The sequence below is a fragment of the Paraburkholderia strydomiana genome (genome assembly GCF_046030495.1).
Lineage (GTDB): Bacteria > Pseudomonadota > Gammaproteobacteria > Burkholderiales > Burkholderiaceae > Paraburkholderia > Paraburkholderia strydomiana_A.
Window position 1 is genome coordinate 281,525 of record NZ_JAQQCJ010000002.1, and the last position, 17,781, is coordinate 299,305.

The window sequence follows — 17,781 nt, forward strand, 5'->3', positions numbered from 1 at the left end:
GGCCTCAGCGGTCGCATCGAGTTGCCCGAGGGGCGCGTCGCGGGAGGGAGGTCGTGAGCGCCGCCCGAGTAGTGTATGTATGATCTACCGCGTCAACCCTTCGAGGACAAACAGATGGAGCGTTCCGACTACGCACGTGAAGACATCGGCAATCTTGTGCTGCTGGAACACGTCAATCTCACGATCCCGGACCAGCGTCTCGCGACCGCGTTCTATGTCAGTGCACTCGGTCTGACGCGCGATCCGTTTCTGATGACGGGCGTGACCAACATGTGGATCAACGTTGGCCGTTCGCAGATTCACTTGCCGCACGGCGACGCTCAGCGCCTTCGCGGGCATGTCGGGCTGATTGTGGGCAGGCGCGCGGCGCTCATCGAGCGGCTGCGCGCCGTTCGGCCTCTTCTGGAACAGACCCGATTCGGATGGACCGAGCGGGACGACCGCGTCGAAGTGATCTGTCCGTGGGGGAATCGTTACGACTGCCTCGATTCCGATGCGTGCGCGGCGAGCGACCCGTGGGCGGGCATCGATCTTGGTATCGCGTATGTGCAACTCGATGTGCCCGTCGGCGGCGCGGCGTCGATTGCTGCGTTCTATCGCGAGATCTTCGATGCGTCTGTCGAGGTGCGCGAGCGTAACGGTTCGCTGCAAGCGGCGGTCGCGGTCGGCAGGCATCAACAACTCGTCTATGCGGAAACGCCCGCCGCAAGCCAGGAATACGATGGACATCACATTCAGATCTATGTGGCCAATTTCTCCGGACCCTACGAGCGGCTCGCCGGCCGCGGGTTGAGTTATGGCGAGGAGGCTCACCAGTATCGCTTCGCCGAGCTCGTCGATCCTGTGAGTGGAACGCCCTGCTTCACGCTTGAACATGAAGTGCGGAGTCTGCGTCATCCGCTGTACGCGAGGCCGTTGGTGAACCGGAATCCGGATGTGACCAACCGAAATTATGGAAGGGGCAGTGAGGGGTTTGGCGGGGTGGTCTGACGGGTGAGGCGGGCCTAACAATTGTCAGCTACGTCAATGTGAACAGGCACGTATCGCCGCCGCGATTGCATCCTGCTCCGATGGCGTCTGGGAAAAGGCTGCCAGGAGGATGTGCGCGTCGTCCATTTTTGTCTGGAAACACACCCGATTGAAGCGACGCGGAGTCGTAGCGACCGACAGGCCGGCGAGGACCAGAATGGTCATCAATAAACCGGTGAGCGTCAGCGCAGCTACCCATTGTTGCGTCTCCACATCGCTAGCGGACAGGTGCTCACCGATTTCCGGCCCTCGCACATGAGCTGGCAGGGTAATGCGCGCGTCGGCAGCACCGTGATTGTCGATGATTTAACTTTCGACTCTTATATAAGACATAAGACATTTGACCGTGCAGGGGTATTGCAATTAGAATCGCGTTAGAGCAGTGCCCGGCACGGCCTTTGGCGTGCCGTAAAAGCCTTCCCCCTGAAACGCAAATACCAGCAGGTCCCCATGCTTGAAAATTTTCGTACTCACGTGGCCGCCCGCGCAGCGCTCGGCATTCCTCCTCTGCCGCTGACGGCTCAGCAGACCGCCGAGCTGGTGGAACTCCTGACGAATCCGCCCGCCGGCGAAGAGCAGACCCTGCTCGACCTGATCACTAACCGCGTGCCCGCTGGCGTGGACGAAGCCGCTCGCGTGAAGGCCGGCTTCCTCGCCGCCGTGGCCAAAGGCCAGACCACCTGCGCGCTGATCTCGCGCGCCCGCGCCACCGAACTGCTCGGCACGATGCTGGGCGGCTACAACATCCATCCGCTGATCGAGCTGCTGTCCGACGCCGAAGTGGCCACGGTAGCCGCCGAGGCGCTGAAGAAAACCCTCCTGATGTTCGACCAGTTCCACGACGTCAAGGAACTGGCGGAGAAGGGCAACGCCAACGCCCAGGCCGTGATGCAAAGCTGGGCCGACGCGGAATGGTTCACCAGCCGTCCGGAAGTGCCGCAAAGCCTGACCATCACGGTCTTCAAGGTGACGGGCGAAACCAACACCGACGACCTGTCGCCGGCCCCGGATGCAACCACGCGTCCGGACATCCCGCTGCACGCGCTGGCGATGCTGAAGAACGCCCGCCCCGGTATCACGCCGGAAGAGGACGGCAAGCGTGGCCCGGTCAAGTTCATCGAGTCGCTGAAGGAAAAGGGCCACCTGGTCGCGTACGTGGGCGACGTGGTCGGCACCGGCTCCTCGCGCAAGTCGGCCACCAACTCGGTGCTGTGGTTCACCGGTGAAGACATCCCCTTCATCCCCAACAAGCGCTTCGGCGGCGTGTGCCTGGGCAGCAAGATCGCCCCGATTTTCTACAACACGATGGAAGATGCCGGCGCCCTGCCGATCGAACTCGACGTGTCGAAGATGGATATGGGCGACGTGGTCGAACTGCGCCCGTACGAAGGCAAAGCCCTGAAGAACGGCGAAGTGATCGCCGAGTTCCAGGTCAAGTCCGACGTGCTGTTCGATGAAGTGCGCGCCGGCGGCCGCATTCCGCTGATCATCGGCCGCGGCTTGACCGCCAAGGCACGTGAAGCGCTGGGTCTGGCTCCGTCGACCCTGTTCCGCCTGCCGCAACAGCCGGCCAACAGCGGCAAGGGCTTCTCGCTCGCCCAGAAGATGGTCGGCCGCGCCTGCGGCCTGCCGGAAGGCGAGGGCGTGCGCCCCGGCACATACTGCGAACCGAAGATGACCTCGGTCGGCTCGCAGGACACCACGGGCCCGATGACCCGCGACGAACTCAAGGACCTGGCGTGCCTCGGCTTTTCGGCCGACCTCGTCATGCAGTCGTTCTGCCACACCGCCGCCTATCCGAAGCCGGTGGACGTGAAGACCCACCAGACCCTGCCGAACTTCATCAGCACGCGTGGCGGCATCGCGCTGCGCCCGGGCGACGGCGTGATCCACTCGTGGCTGAACCGCATGCTGCTGCCCGACACCGTGGGCACCGGCGGCGACTCGCACACGCGCTTCCCGATCGGCATCAGCTTCCCGGCCGGTTCGGGCCTGGTCGCCTTTGCGGCCGCTACCGGCACGATGCCGCTGGACATGCCGGAATCGGTGCTGGTCCGCTTCAAGGGCAAGATGCAGCCCGGCGTGACCCTGCGCGACCTGGTCAACGCGATTCCCTTGTACGCCATCAAGCAAGGCATGCTGACGGTTGCCAAACAAGGCAAGAAGAACATCTTCTCGGGACGTATTCTCGAAATCGAAGGCCTGCCCGAATTGAAGGTCGAGCAAGCGTTCGAATTGTCGGATGCTTCCGCCGAACGCTCGGCCGCCGGTTGCACGGTTCACCTGAACAAGGAGCCGATCATCGAGTACCTCAACAGCAACGTCACGCTGCTGAAGTGGATGATCGCCGAGGGCTACCAGGACCCGCGCAGCCTGCAGCGCCGCATCAAGGCGATGGAGCAGTGGCTGGCCGACCCGCAACTGCTGTCGCCGGATGCCGACGCCGAGTACGCAGCCGTTATCGAGATCGACCTGGCCGACATCCATGAGCCGATCGTGGCCTGCCCGAATGATCCGGACGACGTGAAGACGCTGTCGGACGTGGCCGGTGCCAAGATCGACGAAGTGTTCATCGGCTCGTGCATGACCAACATCGGACACTTCCGTGCCGCGTCGAAGCTGCTTGAAGGTAAGCGCGACATCCCGGTCAAGCTGTGGGTGGCGCCGCCGACCAAGATGGACCAGAAGCAGCTGACCGAGGAAGGCCACTACGGCGTCTTCGGCACCGCCGGTGCCCGTACGGAAATGCCGGGCTGCTCGCTGTGCATGGGCAACCAGGCACAGGTGCGCGAAGGCGCGACGGTCATGTCGACCTCGACCCGTAACTTCCCGAACCGCCTGGGCAAGAACACGAACGTGTACCTCGGCTCGGCGGAACTGGCGGCGATCTGCTCGCGTCTGGGCAAGATTCCGACCCGGGAGGAGTACATGGCCGACATGGGCGTGCTCAACGCCAACAGCGACAAGATCTACCAGTACATGAACTTCGACCAGATCGAAGACTTCAAGGAAGTGGCCGACACCGTGACGATGTAAGCGTGCTGTCGGGCTACGGCGTGTCGTTCGCGTCGTAGTATCACAGAATGGCGCTGCAAGCTGAACGCTTGCAGCGCCATTTTTTTGCGGCACCGGAGTGGTACCCCTTGGCAGGCTTTCGAAAAGGAACGTCACCGAATGACTTTCTGGGCGCTCCGCATCCGCAACGAATGGTCTGTTCGCCCTTTCGTCGGCGTGCTTGCCTATCGGCCAGTCACCGTTCTCCACATAGCGGACCGGCGTCGGCCATGGTCCGCGCAGGTGCGCGACTAAAACATGTGGACGATCCCGACGATCCCGCTCGTGATGTTCTTGCCCGCGGCGACCGTTATGCCCGCTCCCCCTGCATTGTTGACCGTGAACGACGCCTTGCTGTGATTGCGAACTTCGGCGACACCCGCCTATACGCCCGTGCGCTTCGAGAGGTGATAGTCGTAACGAATCGCATAGGATGTCGAGTCGCCATCACCATGGGTTTTGAGGAAGTACTGGCCGCAATGTCAGGTCATAAACTCGACTTTCCCGCCGCTCAGGTGATACATCGCGCCTACCATCTTTATCTTTCCCTCCTTTTCCATTGACGCCAGGATTTCGCTGCGCTTGCGTAAGTCGTTGATCGTGTTCTGGACATTCGTTCTCGCAACCTTGTCTACGAATTCAATGTTGCTGCCCGTGCGTTTCCCTTCATACTGCGTGGCATCGATGGCAGGCTTTATCTTCGCCAGCAAGCCGGTCAGATTGCCGAGCTGGACGTTGTCTATAGCGCCCTTGATCGCGCCGCAATCCGTATGACCCATGACCAGCACGACCTTGGCTCCGGCTGCGGCGCACGCGAATTCGAGACTTCCGGCCAGATCCTCATTGGCAATATTGCCCGCGATACGCGCGTTGAAGGTATCGCCGATGCCGGAATCGAGAATGAGTTCTGCGGGGGTGCGGGAGTCGATACAACTGAGAATGACGGCGGCGGGGAACTGGCCACCGGCGCTTGCCCGTTTCTGTGCGAGATAGTCGTGCTGATGCGCATTTCCCGAGCGAAAGCGTTCGTTGCCTTTCTTCATGCTTTCGATGATCTGATCGGGCGTCAGACTGTCACGCTGTTTTTGCGTGAGTGCTGCGGCGAGCGAGACAGACGACACCGAGAACGCGGCGGTGCCGACCGCTCCGGCAAGTGCGATGCCGAGGCCTGTTTTCAGCGCTGTACGTCGGCCTTTTTCAATGGAATGTGGGGAATCGGGACAGGTGCAGTGACGAGACTCGCAAGCCATAATCGGTCCTCCATCGGGCAGACTGTTGAGTGTTCAGTCTATGTTGTCTTTCATACAATTCATAGGAGTTCTTGCCGTGTGTCAGATGAGGCGGGAGTTCGCCAGTCCCCAGGCCGCGAAGGATGCCGTCGCGCAACGCAGCAACGACAATCGAGGCCCAGGGTGACAAGCGAGTGCGCCAAGGCACAACGCACTATCGCGGAACACTCACTGTCATGTGCGGCGCCTGCAGAAAATCGAAATCGCAACCTTCATCCGCCTGGGTGACCGAGCGCAATAAGCAGCTTGCGATAGCCGCGTTCGTTCGTCTCGGTCGCGATAGGCGGCAACGGCAACGCGGCGAGACGTTCGGCGATCTGCGCGTCGTCCAGTTCGAGCGCGACGACGCGTTGCGCCACGCTCAGACGGATGCGGTCGCCGTTACGCACGATCGCGAGCGGCCCGCCGACGGCTGCCTCGGGCGTGACATGCAGCACGATCGTCCCTGCGGCGGTGCCGCTCATGCGGCCATCGGAGATGCGCACCATGTCTTTCACACCCTGTCGCGCCAGCTTCTTCGGGATCGGAATGTACCCGGCCTCCGGCATGCCGGGTGCGCTGACCGGGTCGATCCGCTTGAGCACGAGCACGTCGTCGGCATGCACGTCGAGGTCGGGATCGTCGATGCGGCGCGCGAGGTCCTCGGCATCTTCGAAGACGACCGCCTGCTAGTTCTATCAGCGCCGGATTGGCCGCGGACTGTTTGATGATCGCGCCACGCAGTGCCAGATTGCCGTTCAGTACCGCGATGCCGCCTTCGGGCTAGATCGGGTTCTGCATCGAACGCACGATGTCCTGCGGGAAGTCAGCGGGCGCGGCGTTCAGGTCCTCGCCCAGGGTGCGTCCGGTCACGGTGAGCGCGTCGAGATGCAGCAGACGGCGCATGCGCCGCATCACAGTTGGCAGGCCGCCCGAGCATCGCCTAATGAGCAAGATTGCCGAATCGTTGTATGCAGCACCATTGAATTTTGCTTTATTTCTAAGTGATTACCCTCGTAAACATCGATAAAATGCGCGCTAATGCTTGATGATCCAATTTGTCTGTATACAATTGACTCGTGCAAGTTACTGAATTCCACTCATGACCCAGCGCCGCTCAATACCGGTTCCCCCGCCTGACCTCGATGCAGATGCAGCCATCGGCGACGCCGCGGCAAGAGAATCTGCCGGCGAGGATGGGCCGGACGAGGCGAACGCACATCGCGCCCGAGCGCCCGGCACCGCGTCGCAAACGGAACGCGCGCTGCTCGGCTTGCGCGAACTGATCGTCGAAGGTCACCTGCTCGCTGGTGCGCGGATTTCCGAACTGTGGGTGGTCGACCGTCTTGGCGTGTCGCGCACGCCGGTGCGCGCCGCATTGAATCGGCTGGAAGAAGAAGGCCTGCTCGAACCGATCGCGTCGGGCGGCTTCGCGGTTCGTTCGTTCACGGTCGACGACATCGGCGATTCGATCGAATTGCGCGGGACGCTGGAAGGCCTGGCCGCGCGGCTCGCGGCCGAACGCGGCGTGGACGCCGCCCACCTGCAAGAACTGCATGCCTGTATCGATGAAATCGACGTGATCCTCGCCGGCGAACTCACCGACGACGCGTTCTCGGCCTACGTCGATGCGAACCGGCGCCTGCACGCGCTACTCGCCGCGGCGAGCAACAGCAGCGTGATCGAACGTCAGATCGAGCGCGTGATGACGATGCCGTTCGCCTCGCCGAGCGCATTCGTCATGGCGCAATCGATCGATGCCGGCGCGCGCGACATGCTGCGAATCGCGCAGTCGCAGCATCGCGCGGTCGTCGAATCGATCGAACGGCGTGAGGGCGCCCGTGCCGAGGCGCTCATGCGCGAGCATGCCCGCATTGCACAGCGCAACCTGCATGCGGCGCTGGAAAACCAGAATGTGATGACACAGGTTCCTGGCGGGAAGTTGATCCGCCTGCCGATCGCGCGTTAAGACGGTCCGCCGGAACACGCCGGATAGATTGCATGTCCGGATCATGAAATCAGTATAACTAAGGAGATAAGAATGTTTTTGAAGAACGCGTGGTACGTTGCCTGCACGCCTGATGAAATCGACGGCAAGCCGCTGGGCCGCACGATCTGCAACGAGAAAATGGTGCTGTTCCGCGGCGACGAAGGCAAGGTCGCGGCACTCGAAGACTTCTGCCCGCATCGCGGCGCGGCGCTGTCGCTGGGGTTTCTGCGCGACGGCCAGCTCGTGTGCGGCTACCACGGTCTCGTGATGGGCACCGATGGCAAATGCAAAGCGATGACCGCGCAGCGTGTGGGTGGCATTCCGGCGATTCGCCGCTATCCGGCCGTCGAGCGCTACGGCTTCATCTGGGTTTGGCCGGGCGACGAGGCGCTCGCCGATCCGGCGAAGATCCATCATCTCGAATGGGCCGACAATCCCGAGTGGGCCTATGGCGGCGGCCTGTATCACATCAACTGCGATTACCGGCTGATGATCGATAACCTGATGGACCTGACGCACGAAACCTATGTGCACGCGAGCAGCATCGGTCAGCCCGAGATCGAGGAAGCGCCGCCCGCCACACGCGTGGAAGGCGATATGGTCATCACCGGACGCCACATGAACAACATCATGCCGCCGCCGTTCTGGGCTGCGGCTCTACGCGGCAACGGTCTCGCGGACAACGTGCCGTGCGACCGCTGGCAGATCTGCCGCTTCACACCGCCGAGTCATGTGCTGATCGAAGTCGGCGTCGCGCACGCGGGGCACGGCGGTTACGATGCGCCGGCCGAGTATCGCGCCGGCAGTATCGTCGTCGATTTCATCACGCCGGAAACCGACACGTCGATCTGGTATTTCTGGGGTATGGCGCGCAACTTCGCGCCACAGGACGCAACGCTCACCGATACGATTCGCGAAGGGCAGGGCAAGATTTTCTCGGAAGACCTCGCCGTGCTCGAAGCGCAGCAGCGCAATCTGCTTGCCAATCCGCATCGAAAGATTCTCAGTCTGAACATCGACGCGGGTGGCGTGCAGTCGCGCAAGATCATCGAACGTTTGCTGAAAGAAGAGCGTGACGCCACTCAGGAGGTGACCGCGTCATGAAGGTTCAGCTTATTCGCAAGACTGAAGTGGCGCGCGACATCCTGTCGTTCGAATTCGCCGATCCCGCCGGCGCGGCCTTGCCCGCGTTTTCGGCCGGCGCGCACATTGACGTGATGCCTGCCGATGGCATCGTGCGCCAGTATTCGCTGTGCAACGATCCGCGCGAAACGCACCGCTACGTGTTGGGCGTGCTGCATGAACCGTCCTCGCGTGGCGGCTCCACGGCGATGCATGCATTGCGCGAAGGCGCGCTCCTCGATATCAGCGAGCCCAGAAACCACTTCCCGCTCGCGCACGATGCCGCCCATTCGATTCTGCTGGCGGGCGGCATCGGCGTGACGCCGATTCTGTGCATGGCCGAGCGGCTCGCGCATGCGGGCGCTTCGTTCGAGCTGCACTACTGCACGCGCGAGCCTGAACGAGCGGCGTTTCGCGAGCGTTTCGCCGCACCACATCTGAAGCCGCACAGCCGGTTGTACTTCGATACTGCGTCGGCCGACGGACGGCTCGATCTCAAACGCGTGCTGGCGGCGCCCGCCGCCGACCGGCATGTCTACGTGTGCGGTCCTGCGGGGTTCATCGACTTCGTGCTCGATGCGGCGCGCCAGCTTGGCTGGCACAGCGAGAACGTGCATCGCGAGTATTTCGGCGCGCCGGCGGCGAATGCGGTGGCGCACGACAGCGACGGTCCGTTTCAGGTGCGGCTTGCTAGCAGCGGCCGTATCGTCGATGTGGCCGCGACACAAACCATCGCGGCGGCGTTGGAGAAGGCCGGCGTCGCCATCGCGACTTCGTGCGAGCAGGGTGTCTGCGGCACGTGTCTGACACGCGTGCTGGCGGGCGAGCCGGATCATCGCGACGTGTATCTGACCGACGAAGAACGCGCCGCGAACGATCAACTGCTGCCCTGCTGTTCGCGTTCGAAGTCGCCGTTGCTGGTGCTCGACCTGTAACGCCGCTTCAACGTATGGCGGCCCCACGGCCGCCAACCGTCACGCTTCGCGCGCAGTCCGGCCCGCACGTTTCGTATTGCGCAGCGGCTCGTGCTGCTGCGGCCCATTGATCAGTTCGCTCATGGTGCCGCGCATCCAGCGGTTCGCCGGCTCATGATGAAAGCGCGAATGCCAGTGCAGATGCAGGTCATATCGCGGCCCGGGAAACGGCAGCGGCAATAGCTTGATATTGACGAACTCGGCAAAGCGCCGGCCGACGGCCAGCGGCACGGTCGCGATCGTGTCCGAGCCGGCGACGATGAACGGAATGCCCATGAAACGCGGCAGGTTGAAGCGCACGTTCACGCGAATCCCGAGGCGCTCATGCGCGCGCTCGAGGATGTCCTGCGCGCGTCCTTCCGGATGCACCATCGCATGAGGCGCCTCAAGGTACTGGTCAAGCGATAGCGTGTCGTGGATGGTCGGATGATCCTCACGCACGATGCACACGAACGAATGCTGGTAGAGCGCCTTGCGCCGCAGCGCCGCGCCCTCGAGACCCGGAAAATAGCCGACCGCCACATCCACGTCCCCCGATGTCAGCGCCTCTTCGAGCTCCGGTGTGCTGAGCGCGACCGTCTTGATCTTCACGTTCGGCGCATGCGCGTCGAGATGCTTCAGCAGGCGCGGCAGGAACACCATCTCACCAATATCGGACATGCACAGGACAAACGTGCGTGTGGATTCGCCCGGCCGGAATTCCGGCATCGGCAGAATTTCGTTCTGCACCAGTTCGAGCATGCGCGCGACCGGCTCGCTCAACGCCTGCGCGCGCGGCGTCGGCTCCATACCGCGGCCGGTACGCACGAACAGCGGATCTTCAAATAACTCACGTAGTTTCGCGAGCGCGTAACTCATCGCAGGCTGACTGAGCCCGATACTGATGCCGGCCTGGGTAACGTGGCGTTTTTTCAATAACGCGTCGAACACTTTCAGCAGATTGAGGTCAACCTGGCGGATATCCATGGATTGGATGATGCCTATCTACGTTGCATGATTGACGGATTTTAGTCCCGTTTTTACCATCAGTTGCATTAAAAAAAGGAGTGAGACGAATGTCCGAAGGACGCAAACCGCAACGCCCGTTGCGCAGCAATCTTCCTCGCGGTTCCTATCTCGGCGCTGTGCGCGCCGCCCAGTGGCTCAATCTCGGCATCGCCGAAGACGATCTCGACAAACCGAAGATCGCGATCGTCAATTCATCGTCCGAACTGGCGAGCTGCTTCAGCCATCTCGATGGCATCGCGGCCGAACTGAAGCAGGCGATTCGCGCGGCCGGCGCGCTGCCGTTCGAGATTCGCACGGCGGCGCCCAGCGACTTCATCACCGGTGTGGGCGCGCGTGGTGCATATATGCTGGCGGCGCGCGATCTCGTGACCAATGACATCGAAGTCGCGGTCGAAGGCGCGCAGCTCGACGGCATGGTGTGCCTCGCATCGTGCGACAAGACGGTGCCCGGCCAGTTGATGGCGGCCGCGCGCCTGAACATTCCGACGATCGTCGTTGCGTGCGGGTATCAGCCGAGCGGCGAGTATCGCGGCGAACATGTCGATATCGAAGACGTGTTCGTCGGCGCGATGCATACGCTGACGGGCAAGCTGCCTGTCGACGATCTGATCGGGATGAGCCGTAACGCGATCCGCGGGCCCGGCGTGTGTTCCGGACTCGGCACCGCGAACTCGATGCACATGGTGAGCGAGGCACTCGGCATGTCGTTGCCGGGCAGCACGCCGATCGCCGCCAACAGCGACAGAATGTTCGCCTATGTACGCGCGGCGGGCAAACGGATCGTACAGATGGTGCTCGACGATCTGAAGCCGCGCGACATCCTCACGCCCGACGCTTTCGCGAACGCGGTGATGACGGTGCTCGCGGTCGGAGGCTCGATCAATACCGTCAAGCATATGCAGGCGGTGGCGACGGAAGGGCAGATCGACGTCGACGTATATGGGCTTTTCGAGCGTTACGCGTCGCAGATTCCGGTGTTGACCGCGGTGCGCCCGGTGGGCCACGACACGATCGAGCAACTCGAAGCCGCAGGGGGCGGCCGCGCGGTGATGAAGCGGCTGGAGCCCTGGCTCAAACCCGGTGCATTGACGGTGACGGGCGCCAGCGTGGCGGACAATCTGCGCGACGCGCTCGTCACGGACGACGAGGTGGTGCGCACGCCGGAGCGCGCATTCGCGCGGCAGCCGGCCATCGTGCTGGTGCGCGGCAATCTCGCACCGCAAGCGGGCATCGTCAAGTTCGGCATTGCGCCCGACAAGCAGCGATCGTTCAGCGGGCGCGCGCTGTGCTATTCGACCTCCGACGCCGCGATCAAGGCGATCCAGGACGGCACGATTCAACCGGGCGCGGTGGTCGTTATGCGAGGCGCGGGCGTGTGCGGCGGCCCGGCAATGGGCGGCGGCGCGTCTCGCGTGGTGTTTGCGCTGGACGGCGCCGGTCTGTCCGACAAAGTCGCGATGCTGACCGACGGTCATCTGTCCGGACTCGTCTGCAAGGGCATCGTGGTGGCGGAAGTGGCGCCGGAGGCGGCCACCGGCGGACCGCTCGCGCTCGTCGAGGACGGTGACACGATCGAGATCGACCTCGATCGCCGCACCTGCGACCTGCACGTCGACGAAGCCGAACGGCAGCGCCGTCGCGCCGTGTGGCAGCGCCCCGCGCCTGTCAACGACACCGGCTGGCTGAAGATCTACCGTGCGAATGTCGGCTCCATGCCGCAAGGCGCCGTGCTGACCGGGGACAAGGCATCGGCTGCGCCCGGCACGGCCGAGGACGGCAGTCCATCGTCCAGCGCGCGCTCGATCCATGGCGGGGAGGCTTGAGATGAACTCCCCGGCAATCATCGACATCGGCGAGGTGATCGAACGCCAGAAGGGCGGCCGCTTCGCGACGCTGCTGATCGTGGCGATGGGCGTGATGATGCTCACCGAGGGCTACGATCTCGGCGCGATGGCCTTCGCCGCACCGGCGCTCGGCCGCGCGTGGCATATGGGGCGCGGCGCGCTCGGTCCCGTGTTCGGCGCGTTCGTGTTCGGCACGATGGTCGGCGCGTTCGTGCTCGGGTATCTCGGCGATGTGATCGGTCGCAAGCGCACGATCGTGATCGGCAGTCTCGTGCTGTCGCTCTTCTCGTTCGCCGCGGCCGGCGCAACGCGGCTCGATCATCTGCTGATCCTGCGATTCTGCGCGGGCATCGGCATCGGCGGCGTGGTGCCGAACGCCATCACGTACATGAGCGAGTTCGCGCCGCGCCGCTGGCGCGCCACGTGGATCACGCTGATGTACACCGGCTACACGATCGGCACGGGCCTGGGCGGCGTGGTGTCGGCGTGGCTGATTCCTTCGTTCGGCTGGCAGGTCGTGTTCGTGATCGGCGGCATCGCGCCGCTCGTGACCGGGCTGATGCTGCTTGTCGGCGCGCCGGAATCGATCCGTTTCCTGACGCTCAAGGGGAACCGCAACGCGGAGATCGCACGCATCGTGCGGCGGCTCGCGCCCGATATCGTCCTGACACCGGACACGACGTTCGTCATCGGCAACAGCCGCGAGGCGGCGCCGCATGCGCGTCAGAACGCGCCGCTGCGGCTGCTGTTCGCGGGCCGTCTTCGAATGGTCACGCCGGTGCTGTGGGCCGTGTACATCGCCAACTCGATGGCGCTCTTCTTTCTCAACAGCTGGCTGCCGATGTTGATCGAAAGCATTGGCTTGCCGGCGCAGCGAGCGGCGCTCGTGTCAGCGATGTTCCAGGTCGGCGGCACGCTCGGCGGCCTTGCGCTGATGCGCCTGGTCGATACGCGCGGCGCCGTGATCATCACCGTGCTGCCATTGCTCGGTACGCCGCTGGTCGCGTTGCTCGGCATCGGTCTGCCGGAACCGATGCTGATCGCCGTGGTGTTTCTGATCGGCTTCGCGGTGGTCGGCACGCAGTTTGGCCTGAATGCGGTCGCGCCGCTCGTGTACCCGACGGCGTTGCGCGCGAAGGGAACCGGCGCGGCCGTCGGCATTCAGAAGATCGGCGCGATCGCCGGACCCGTGATCGGCGGCATGCTGCTTGCCGGGCATCTGCCGGTGCGGGAGCTTTTCTATCTCGGCGCGGTACCCGTCGCGGTCGTCGCGCTGCTGGCTTTCGTGCTCGGCCGTCTGCATCGTCGCGACGATGAAGCCGGCGACGACGCGAACGACCGTGCCGACGAAAGCGCCAACCACGCCACGACCCACGCCGTCATCCAGGCGGCCGCGCAGACCAACACCGGAAAAGGAGCCGCCCATGCCGCTTGAAGTCACTCCCTTTGATCCCAGCCACCCCGATTTCGTCGGGCTCGCGAGCGGGATCGCGCTTGCCGCGCCGCTCGCGCCCGACACCGCGCGTGCAATCGATGAAGCGATGAACCAGTACGCAGTCCTCGTTTTTCGCGGACAACCGCTCACGCAGGACGAGCAGCTCGCGTTCGCGCGTGCGCTCGGTCCGCTCGATCTCGGCTTCAAGCGTGTCGCCCGTCCGCACGCGCGGCTTGCCTATCAGGAACTGGCCGATATTTCGAACGTCGACGAAAGCGGACAGATCGCGGATCGGGCGCACCGGCGCATCGTCGGCAATCTGGCCAATCAGCTATGGCATAGCGACAGTTCGTTTCAGCAGCCGTCCGCCCGTTATTCGATGCTGCACGCGGTCGTCGTGCCCGAGTGGGGCGGCGCCACCGAATTCGCCGACATGCGCGCGGCCTGGGACGCGCTGCCGGCGCGCGATAAGCAGGATCTCGAAGGCTTGCACGCGGAGCACTACGCGCTTTATTCGCGCTTCCTGCTCGGCGACACCGACTACAACGAAGACCAGCGCAACGCGTTGCCGCCGGTGCAGTGGCCCGTCGTCCGCACGCATGCGGGGTCGGGGCGCCGGCATCTGTTCATCGGCGCCCACGCGACGCATGTGGTCGAGCAGACGGTCGCCGAGGGCCGCATGTTGCTGATGGACCTGCTCGAGCATGCGACCCAGCGCGCGTTCGTCTACTCGCACGAGTGGCAGCCGGGCGACCTCGTGATCTGGGACAACCGCTGCACGTTGCATCGCGGCCGGCGCCACGATCTGTCGGCGCGGCGCGAATTGCGGCGCGCGACCACGCTCGACATCGACGCGGCCGACGCATTCGTCGAAGAGCCGGTGCGGGGAGCGGCATGACGATGCGACTGAACGACGACGAACAGGCGATGCTCGACGGCCGCGACGGCCCCGCCGTGCAACGCGCGATGGATCTGCTGGTGCGCTACGGCACAGCGCTGGGCGCGCAGCGGATGGTCGACACAAACAACGTGTGCGGGACGGTGGGCGCGACGATGCCGTTCCTGCGCGATTACGCGACACGCAAGGACGGCGGTCTCGACGCGGTCTTTTCCGAATTCAACCTCGACAGCCCGGACGTCCTGGCGATTCCGAAGGTGAAGGCGTATAGCAGTCATCTGCAGCAGGGGCTCGATCCAGAACATGCGGAACGGCAGAACGTCGGCAGCGAGATCGTGAAGATCTACCGGGCGGGCGCGGCGTACACGGCGAAGCTGGGCATCCAGCCGCTGAACACCTGCGCGCCCTATCAGGTCGGCAACGTGCCCGTGAAGGGCGAGCATTGCGCATGGATGGAATCGTCGGCGGTGATCTACATCAACTCGGTGCTCGGCGCGCGCACGAATGCGGAAGGCCGCGAGAGCGCGGGCGCGGCGATGCTGACCGGCAAGATCCCCTACTGGGGTCTGCACCTCGACGAGAATCGCGGCGGCACACACCGCATCGAACTCGAGATCGACGTCGTGAGCGTCGCCGATTGGGGGCTGCTCGGCTACTACGTCGGCGAAGCGGTGCAGGACCGGATTCCCGTCATCGACGGTCTGCACAGCGTGCCGAACCTGCCGAAGCTCAAGCATTTCGGCGCGGCTGCGGCTTCGTCGGGTGGCGTCGAGATGTACCACATCGTCGGACAGACGCCCGAAGCGCCGACCTACGAAGCGGCGATGCGCGGCCGCCGGCCGGTCGAAACGATCCGCTACGGCGCGGCCGAACGGCGTCTTGCGTACGAGCGGGTCAACACGACCGCGAAGGACGCCCAGGTCGATTTCGTGATGCTCGGCTGCCCGCATTACTCGATCGAGCAGATCTGGGAAGTCTGCCAGTTGCTCGATCAGCAGCGCCTGAGCGCAAACACCGAATTGTGGATCTTCACCGCGAAAGCAACCAAGCAACTCGCCGACCAGGCGGGCTACACGAAGATCATCGAAGACGCGGGCGGTGTGCTGATGACCGACACCTGCTCGTCGGTTGGGCGCGTGATGCCGAAAGGCACGCGCGTGGCGGCCGTCGATTCCGCGAAACAGGCGCACTACCTGCCCGCGATCATGAACGTGCAGGCATGGTTCGGGACCACGGCTGAATGCATCGCCGCCGCTGTGACAGGCCGCTGGAACGGAGGCTACGCATGACGAGCACGACAGCCATGAACAGCGCAGAGAAAAAAATCATCGTGCTGCGCGGCCGGAAAGTGGTGGGCGGGCTCGCCCAAGGGGAAGCGCTCGTCACGCGCGATCGCATCTCTGGCTGGGGCGGTATCGATCCGCGCACCGGCACGATCATCGAAACGCGGCACGAACTGCGCGGACAGAGCTTCGCGAACAAGGTGCTGGTGTTTCCGGGAGCCAAGGGATCGTCGGGGTGGTCGAGCCAGTTTCACATCGCGCGGCTCGCCGGCAGCGCGCCCGCCGCGATGCTCTTCAACGAGATGACCACGAAGATTGCCCTCGGCGCAGTGGTTGTACACGCGCCGGCCTTGACCGACTTCGATGCCGATCCGCTCGACATCATCGAAAGCGGCGACTGGGTCAAGGTCGATGCCGAGCGCGGCATCGTCGAAATCACCAAGGCCCGCGACCGGACGTGAACCACGAAGCGCCGCGCAAATCAGCGTGGCGCGCGGTACCCGGCGATGGCCGCCGGATCATCATCGATTCGCTCGTTGTCACTTTTTACGGAGAACTGTTTTGGAAACCAGCACCCGCACCGTTCGTCGCGACGTCAGCACGACCGGCTGGAAACTCGATGCCGACATCTGCATCGTCGGCGCCGGCATCGCCGGTACTTCGGCTGCTCTCGAAGCGGCCGCCCTCGGCCGCAAGGTGGTTCTGGTGGACAGCATGCCCGCGCTCGGCGGCCAGGCGGTCAATTCGATCATCGGCACTTTCTGTGGTTTGTTTTCGAACGGCCCGAAGCGCTATCAGGTGACACACGGCATCGCCGACGGCATTCTGCGCGATCTCGGCGCCAAAGGGGCATTGCACTACAAGGAAGGTCCGTTGACAACCGTCGTGCTGTACGACGAAGTCGCGCTGGCCCGCTGGATCGAACAGAAGATTCTCGAGGCTGGAATCACCGTGGTGCTCGGCGCGGTATTGCGCGACGTGGTGCGCGAAGGCCGCCAGTTGCGCGAACTCGAAGTCGCCACGCGCTACGGCGATGTGCGTATTGCGGCGGACGGCTTCGTCGACGCAAGCGGTGACGCGGCGCTCACGTGGCTGGCTGGGCTGGAATGCCAGGAGCCGCTCAAGCCGGTGCAGGGCACGCAGATGATCGTGCTCGAGAATCTCGACGAAACCGACATTCCGACACCGCCGGTGTTTCGCGAGCGCGTCGAGGCCAAGGCGGCGGACTACGGCATCGAGCGCAAGGACGGCCTCGTTTTCTACTTTCGAGGCCGCAATATTGGCATCGTGAACATGACGCATATTGAAACGCCGCTGGAGCCGATGGCGGCCTCGCGTGTCGCGCTCGCCGGCCGCGATCAGGCCGATCGCGCATTCGACTTTCTGCGCGGCGAGTATCCGCACATCTACCGCAACGCGCGCATCCGCAGCTACGGCTTGCCGGGCATCCGGCAGACACGCTGGATTGTCGGCACCCATCATTTGCGCTCGGAGGAAGTGATCGCCGCGACGAAGTTCTCGGATGCGGTGCTGCGCACGTCGTGGCCGATCGAACTGCATGACCGCGCGGAAGGCTACGAATGGAAGCCGTTCGGCGACGACCATCTGCATACGGTGCCGCTCGGCAGCCTGCTCGCGAAGGGCGCGGACAATCTGATCGCGGTGGGCCGCTGCATCGACGGCGATGCGACCGCGCTGTCGAGCGTGCGCGTGATGGGACCTTGCATCGCAATGGGTGCCGCGGCCGCGCATGCGTTCGATCTCGCCGATGGTGGCAACGTTCACGAGATCGACCGCGCGATGCTGCGCGAACGTTTGTACGACAACATCGAGCGGATCGATCCGCCGCATCTGCCGCAATAGCCTTTCGCCGTGC

14 protein-coding genes and 1 pseudogene are annotated in these 17,781 nt (G+C 63.8%); 11 read left to right on the forward strand and 4 right to left on the reverse strand.

All coding sequences use genetic code 11. The features are described 5' to 3' along the window. Positions 1–75: 75 nt before the first annotated feature. Positions 76–990, forward strand: coding sequence for a VOC family protein (locus PQQ53_RS04425; RefSeq protein ID WP_408152246.1), 915 nt, complete (start codon positions 76–78; stop codon positions 988–990). A 33-nt stretch (positions 991–1,023) separates the two neighbouring features. Here PQQ53_RS04425 and PQQ53_RS04430 read toward each other — a convergent pair whose 3' ends face one another. After that, complete coding sequence (locus PQQ53_RS04430; protein ID WP_408141211.1) at positions 1,024–1,242, reverse strand: hypothetical protein; 219 nt, start codon at positions 1,240–1,242, stop codon at positions 1,024–1,026. Between the two features lie 237 nt (positions 1,243–1,479). On the opposite strand from PQQ53_RS04430, the gene acnB reads away from it, so the two are divergent. Continuing rightward, positions 1,480–4,065 carry a bifunctional aconitate hydratase 2/2-methylisocitrate dehydratase gene (gene acnB / locus PQQ53_RS04435; protein ID WP_408152247.1) on the forward strand — a complete coding sequence of 862 codons (2,586 nt, stop codon included), beginning with the start codon at positions 1,480–1,482 and terminating at the stop codon, positions 4,063–4,065. A gap of 500 nt (positions 4,066–4,565) precedes the next feature. Here acnB and PQQ53_RS04440 read toward each other — a convergent pair whose 3' ends face one another. Next, entirely contained in the window at positions 4,566–5,333 is a 768-nt protein-coding gene (locus tag PQQ53_RS04440) for a carbonic anhydrase family protein (protein ID WP_408141213.1), read from the reverse strand. Positions 5,334–5,526: 193 nt separating this feature from the next. Further along, positions 5,527–6,287, reverse strand: a pseudogene (locus tag PQQ53_RS04445) (IlvD/Edd family dehydratase); the annotation flags it as partial. 166 nt (positions 6,288–6,453) lie between these two features. Between PQQ53_RS04445 and PQQ53_RS04450 the strand changes: the two are divergent. The 3 genes from PQQ53_RS04450 to PQQ53_RS04460 all read left to right on the forward strand — a co-directional run bounded on the left by PQQ53_RS04450 (position 6,454) and on the right by PQQ53_RS04460 (position 9,398). Beyond that, positions 6,454–7,320 carry a GntR family transcriptional regulator gene (locus PQQ53_RS04450; protein ID WP_408152248.1) on the forward strand — a complete coding sequence of 289 codons (867 nt, stop codon included), beginning with the start codon at positions 6,454–6,456 and terminating at the stop codon, positions 7,318–7,320. Between the two features lie 72 nt (positions 7,321–7,392). After that, on the forward strand, positions 7,393–8,445 hold the full coding sequence (locus PQQ53_RS04455; protein ID WP_408141215.1) for an aromatic ring-hydroxylating dioxygenase subunit alpha: 1,053 nt from the start codon (positions 7,393–7,395) through the stop codon (positions 8,443–8,445). Next, positions 8,442–9,398: a PDR/VanB family oxidoreductase gene (locus PQQ53_RS04460; RefSeq protein ID WP_408152249.1), complete on the forward strand. Its 957-nt coding sequence runs from the start codon at positions 8,442–8,444 to the stop codon at positions 9,396–9,398. Before PQQ53_RS04455 ends, PQQ53_RS04460 begins: the two co-directional genes overlap by 4 nt. Before the next feature lie 39 nt (positions 9,399–9,437). On the opposite strand, the gene PQQ53_RS04465 is transcribed toward PQQ53_RS04460, so the two are convergent. After that, entirely contained in the window at positions 9,438–10,403 is a 966-nt protein-coding gene (locus tag PQQ53_RS04465) for a LysR family transcriptional regulator (protein WP_408141217.1), read from the reverse strand. Between the two features lie 89 nt (positions 10,404–10,492). On the opposite strand from PQQ53_RS04465, the gene ilvD reads away from it, so the two are divergent. The 6 genes from ilvD (at position 10,493) to PQQ53_RS04495 (ending at position 17,768) form a co-directional block, all read left to right on the forward strand. After that, the gene (ilvD, locus tag PQQ53_RS04470) at positions 10,493–12,268 is read left to right on the forward strand and encodes a dihydroxy-acid dehydratase (protein WP_408152250.1); all 1,776 of its coding nucleotides are present in this window, start codon (positions 10,493–10,495) and stop codon (positions 12,266–12,268) included. A gap of 1 nt (position 12,269) precedes the next feature. After that, positions 12,270–13,724: an MFS transporter gene (locus PQQ53_RS04475; RefSeq protein ID WP_408152251.1), complete on the forward strand. Its 1,455-nt coding sequence runs from the start codon at positions 12,270–12,272 to the stop codon at positions 13,722–13,724. After that, positions 13,714–14,622, forward strand: coding sequence for a TauD/TfdA dioxygenase family protein (locus PQQ53_RS04480; RefSeq protein ID WP_408152252.1), 909 nt, complete (start codon positions 13,714–13,716; stop codon positions 14,620–14,622). Before PQQ53_RS04475 ends, PQQ53_RS04480 begins: the two co-directional genes overlap by 11 nt. Positions 14,623–14,624: 2 nt before the next feature. Further along, complete coding sequence (locus PQQ53_RS04485; RefSeq protein WP_408152359.1) at positions 14,625–15,911, forward strand: aconitase X; 1,287 nt, start codon at positions 14,625–14,627, stop codon at positions 15,909–15,911. Continuing rightward, the gene (locus PQQ53_RS04490) at positions 15,908–16,366 is read left to right on the forward strand and encodes an aconitase X swivel domain-containing protein (protein WP_408141221.1); all 459 of its coding nucleotides are present in this window, start codon (positions 15,908–15,910) and stop codon (positions 16,364–16,366) included. The genes PQQ53_RS04485 and PQQ53_RS04490 overlap by 4 nt, the downstream gene beginning before the upstream one ends. A 100-nt stretch (positions 16,367–16,466) precedes the next feature. Next, complete coding sequence (locus PQQ53_RS04495) at positions 16,467–17,768, forward strand: FAD-dependent oxidoreductase (RefSeq protein WP_408141222.1); 1,302 nt, start codon at positions 16,467–16,469, stop codon at positions 17,766–17,768. Positions 17,769–17,781 lie beyond the last annotated feature (13 nt).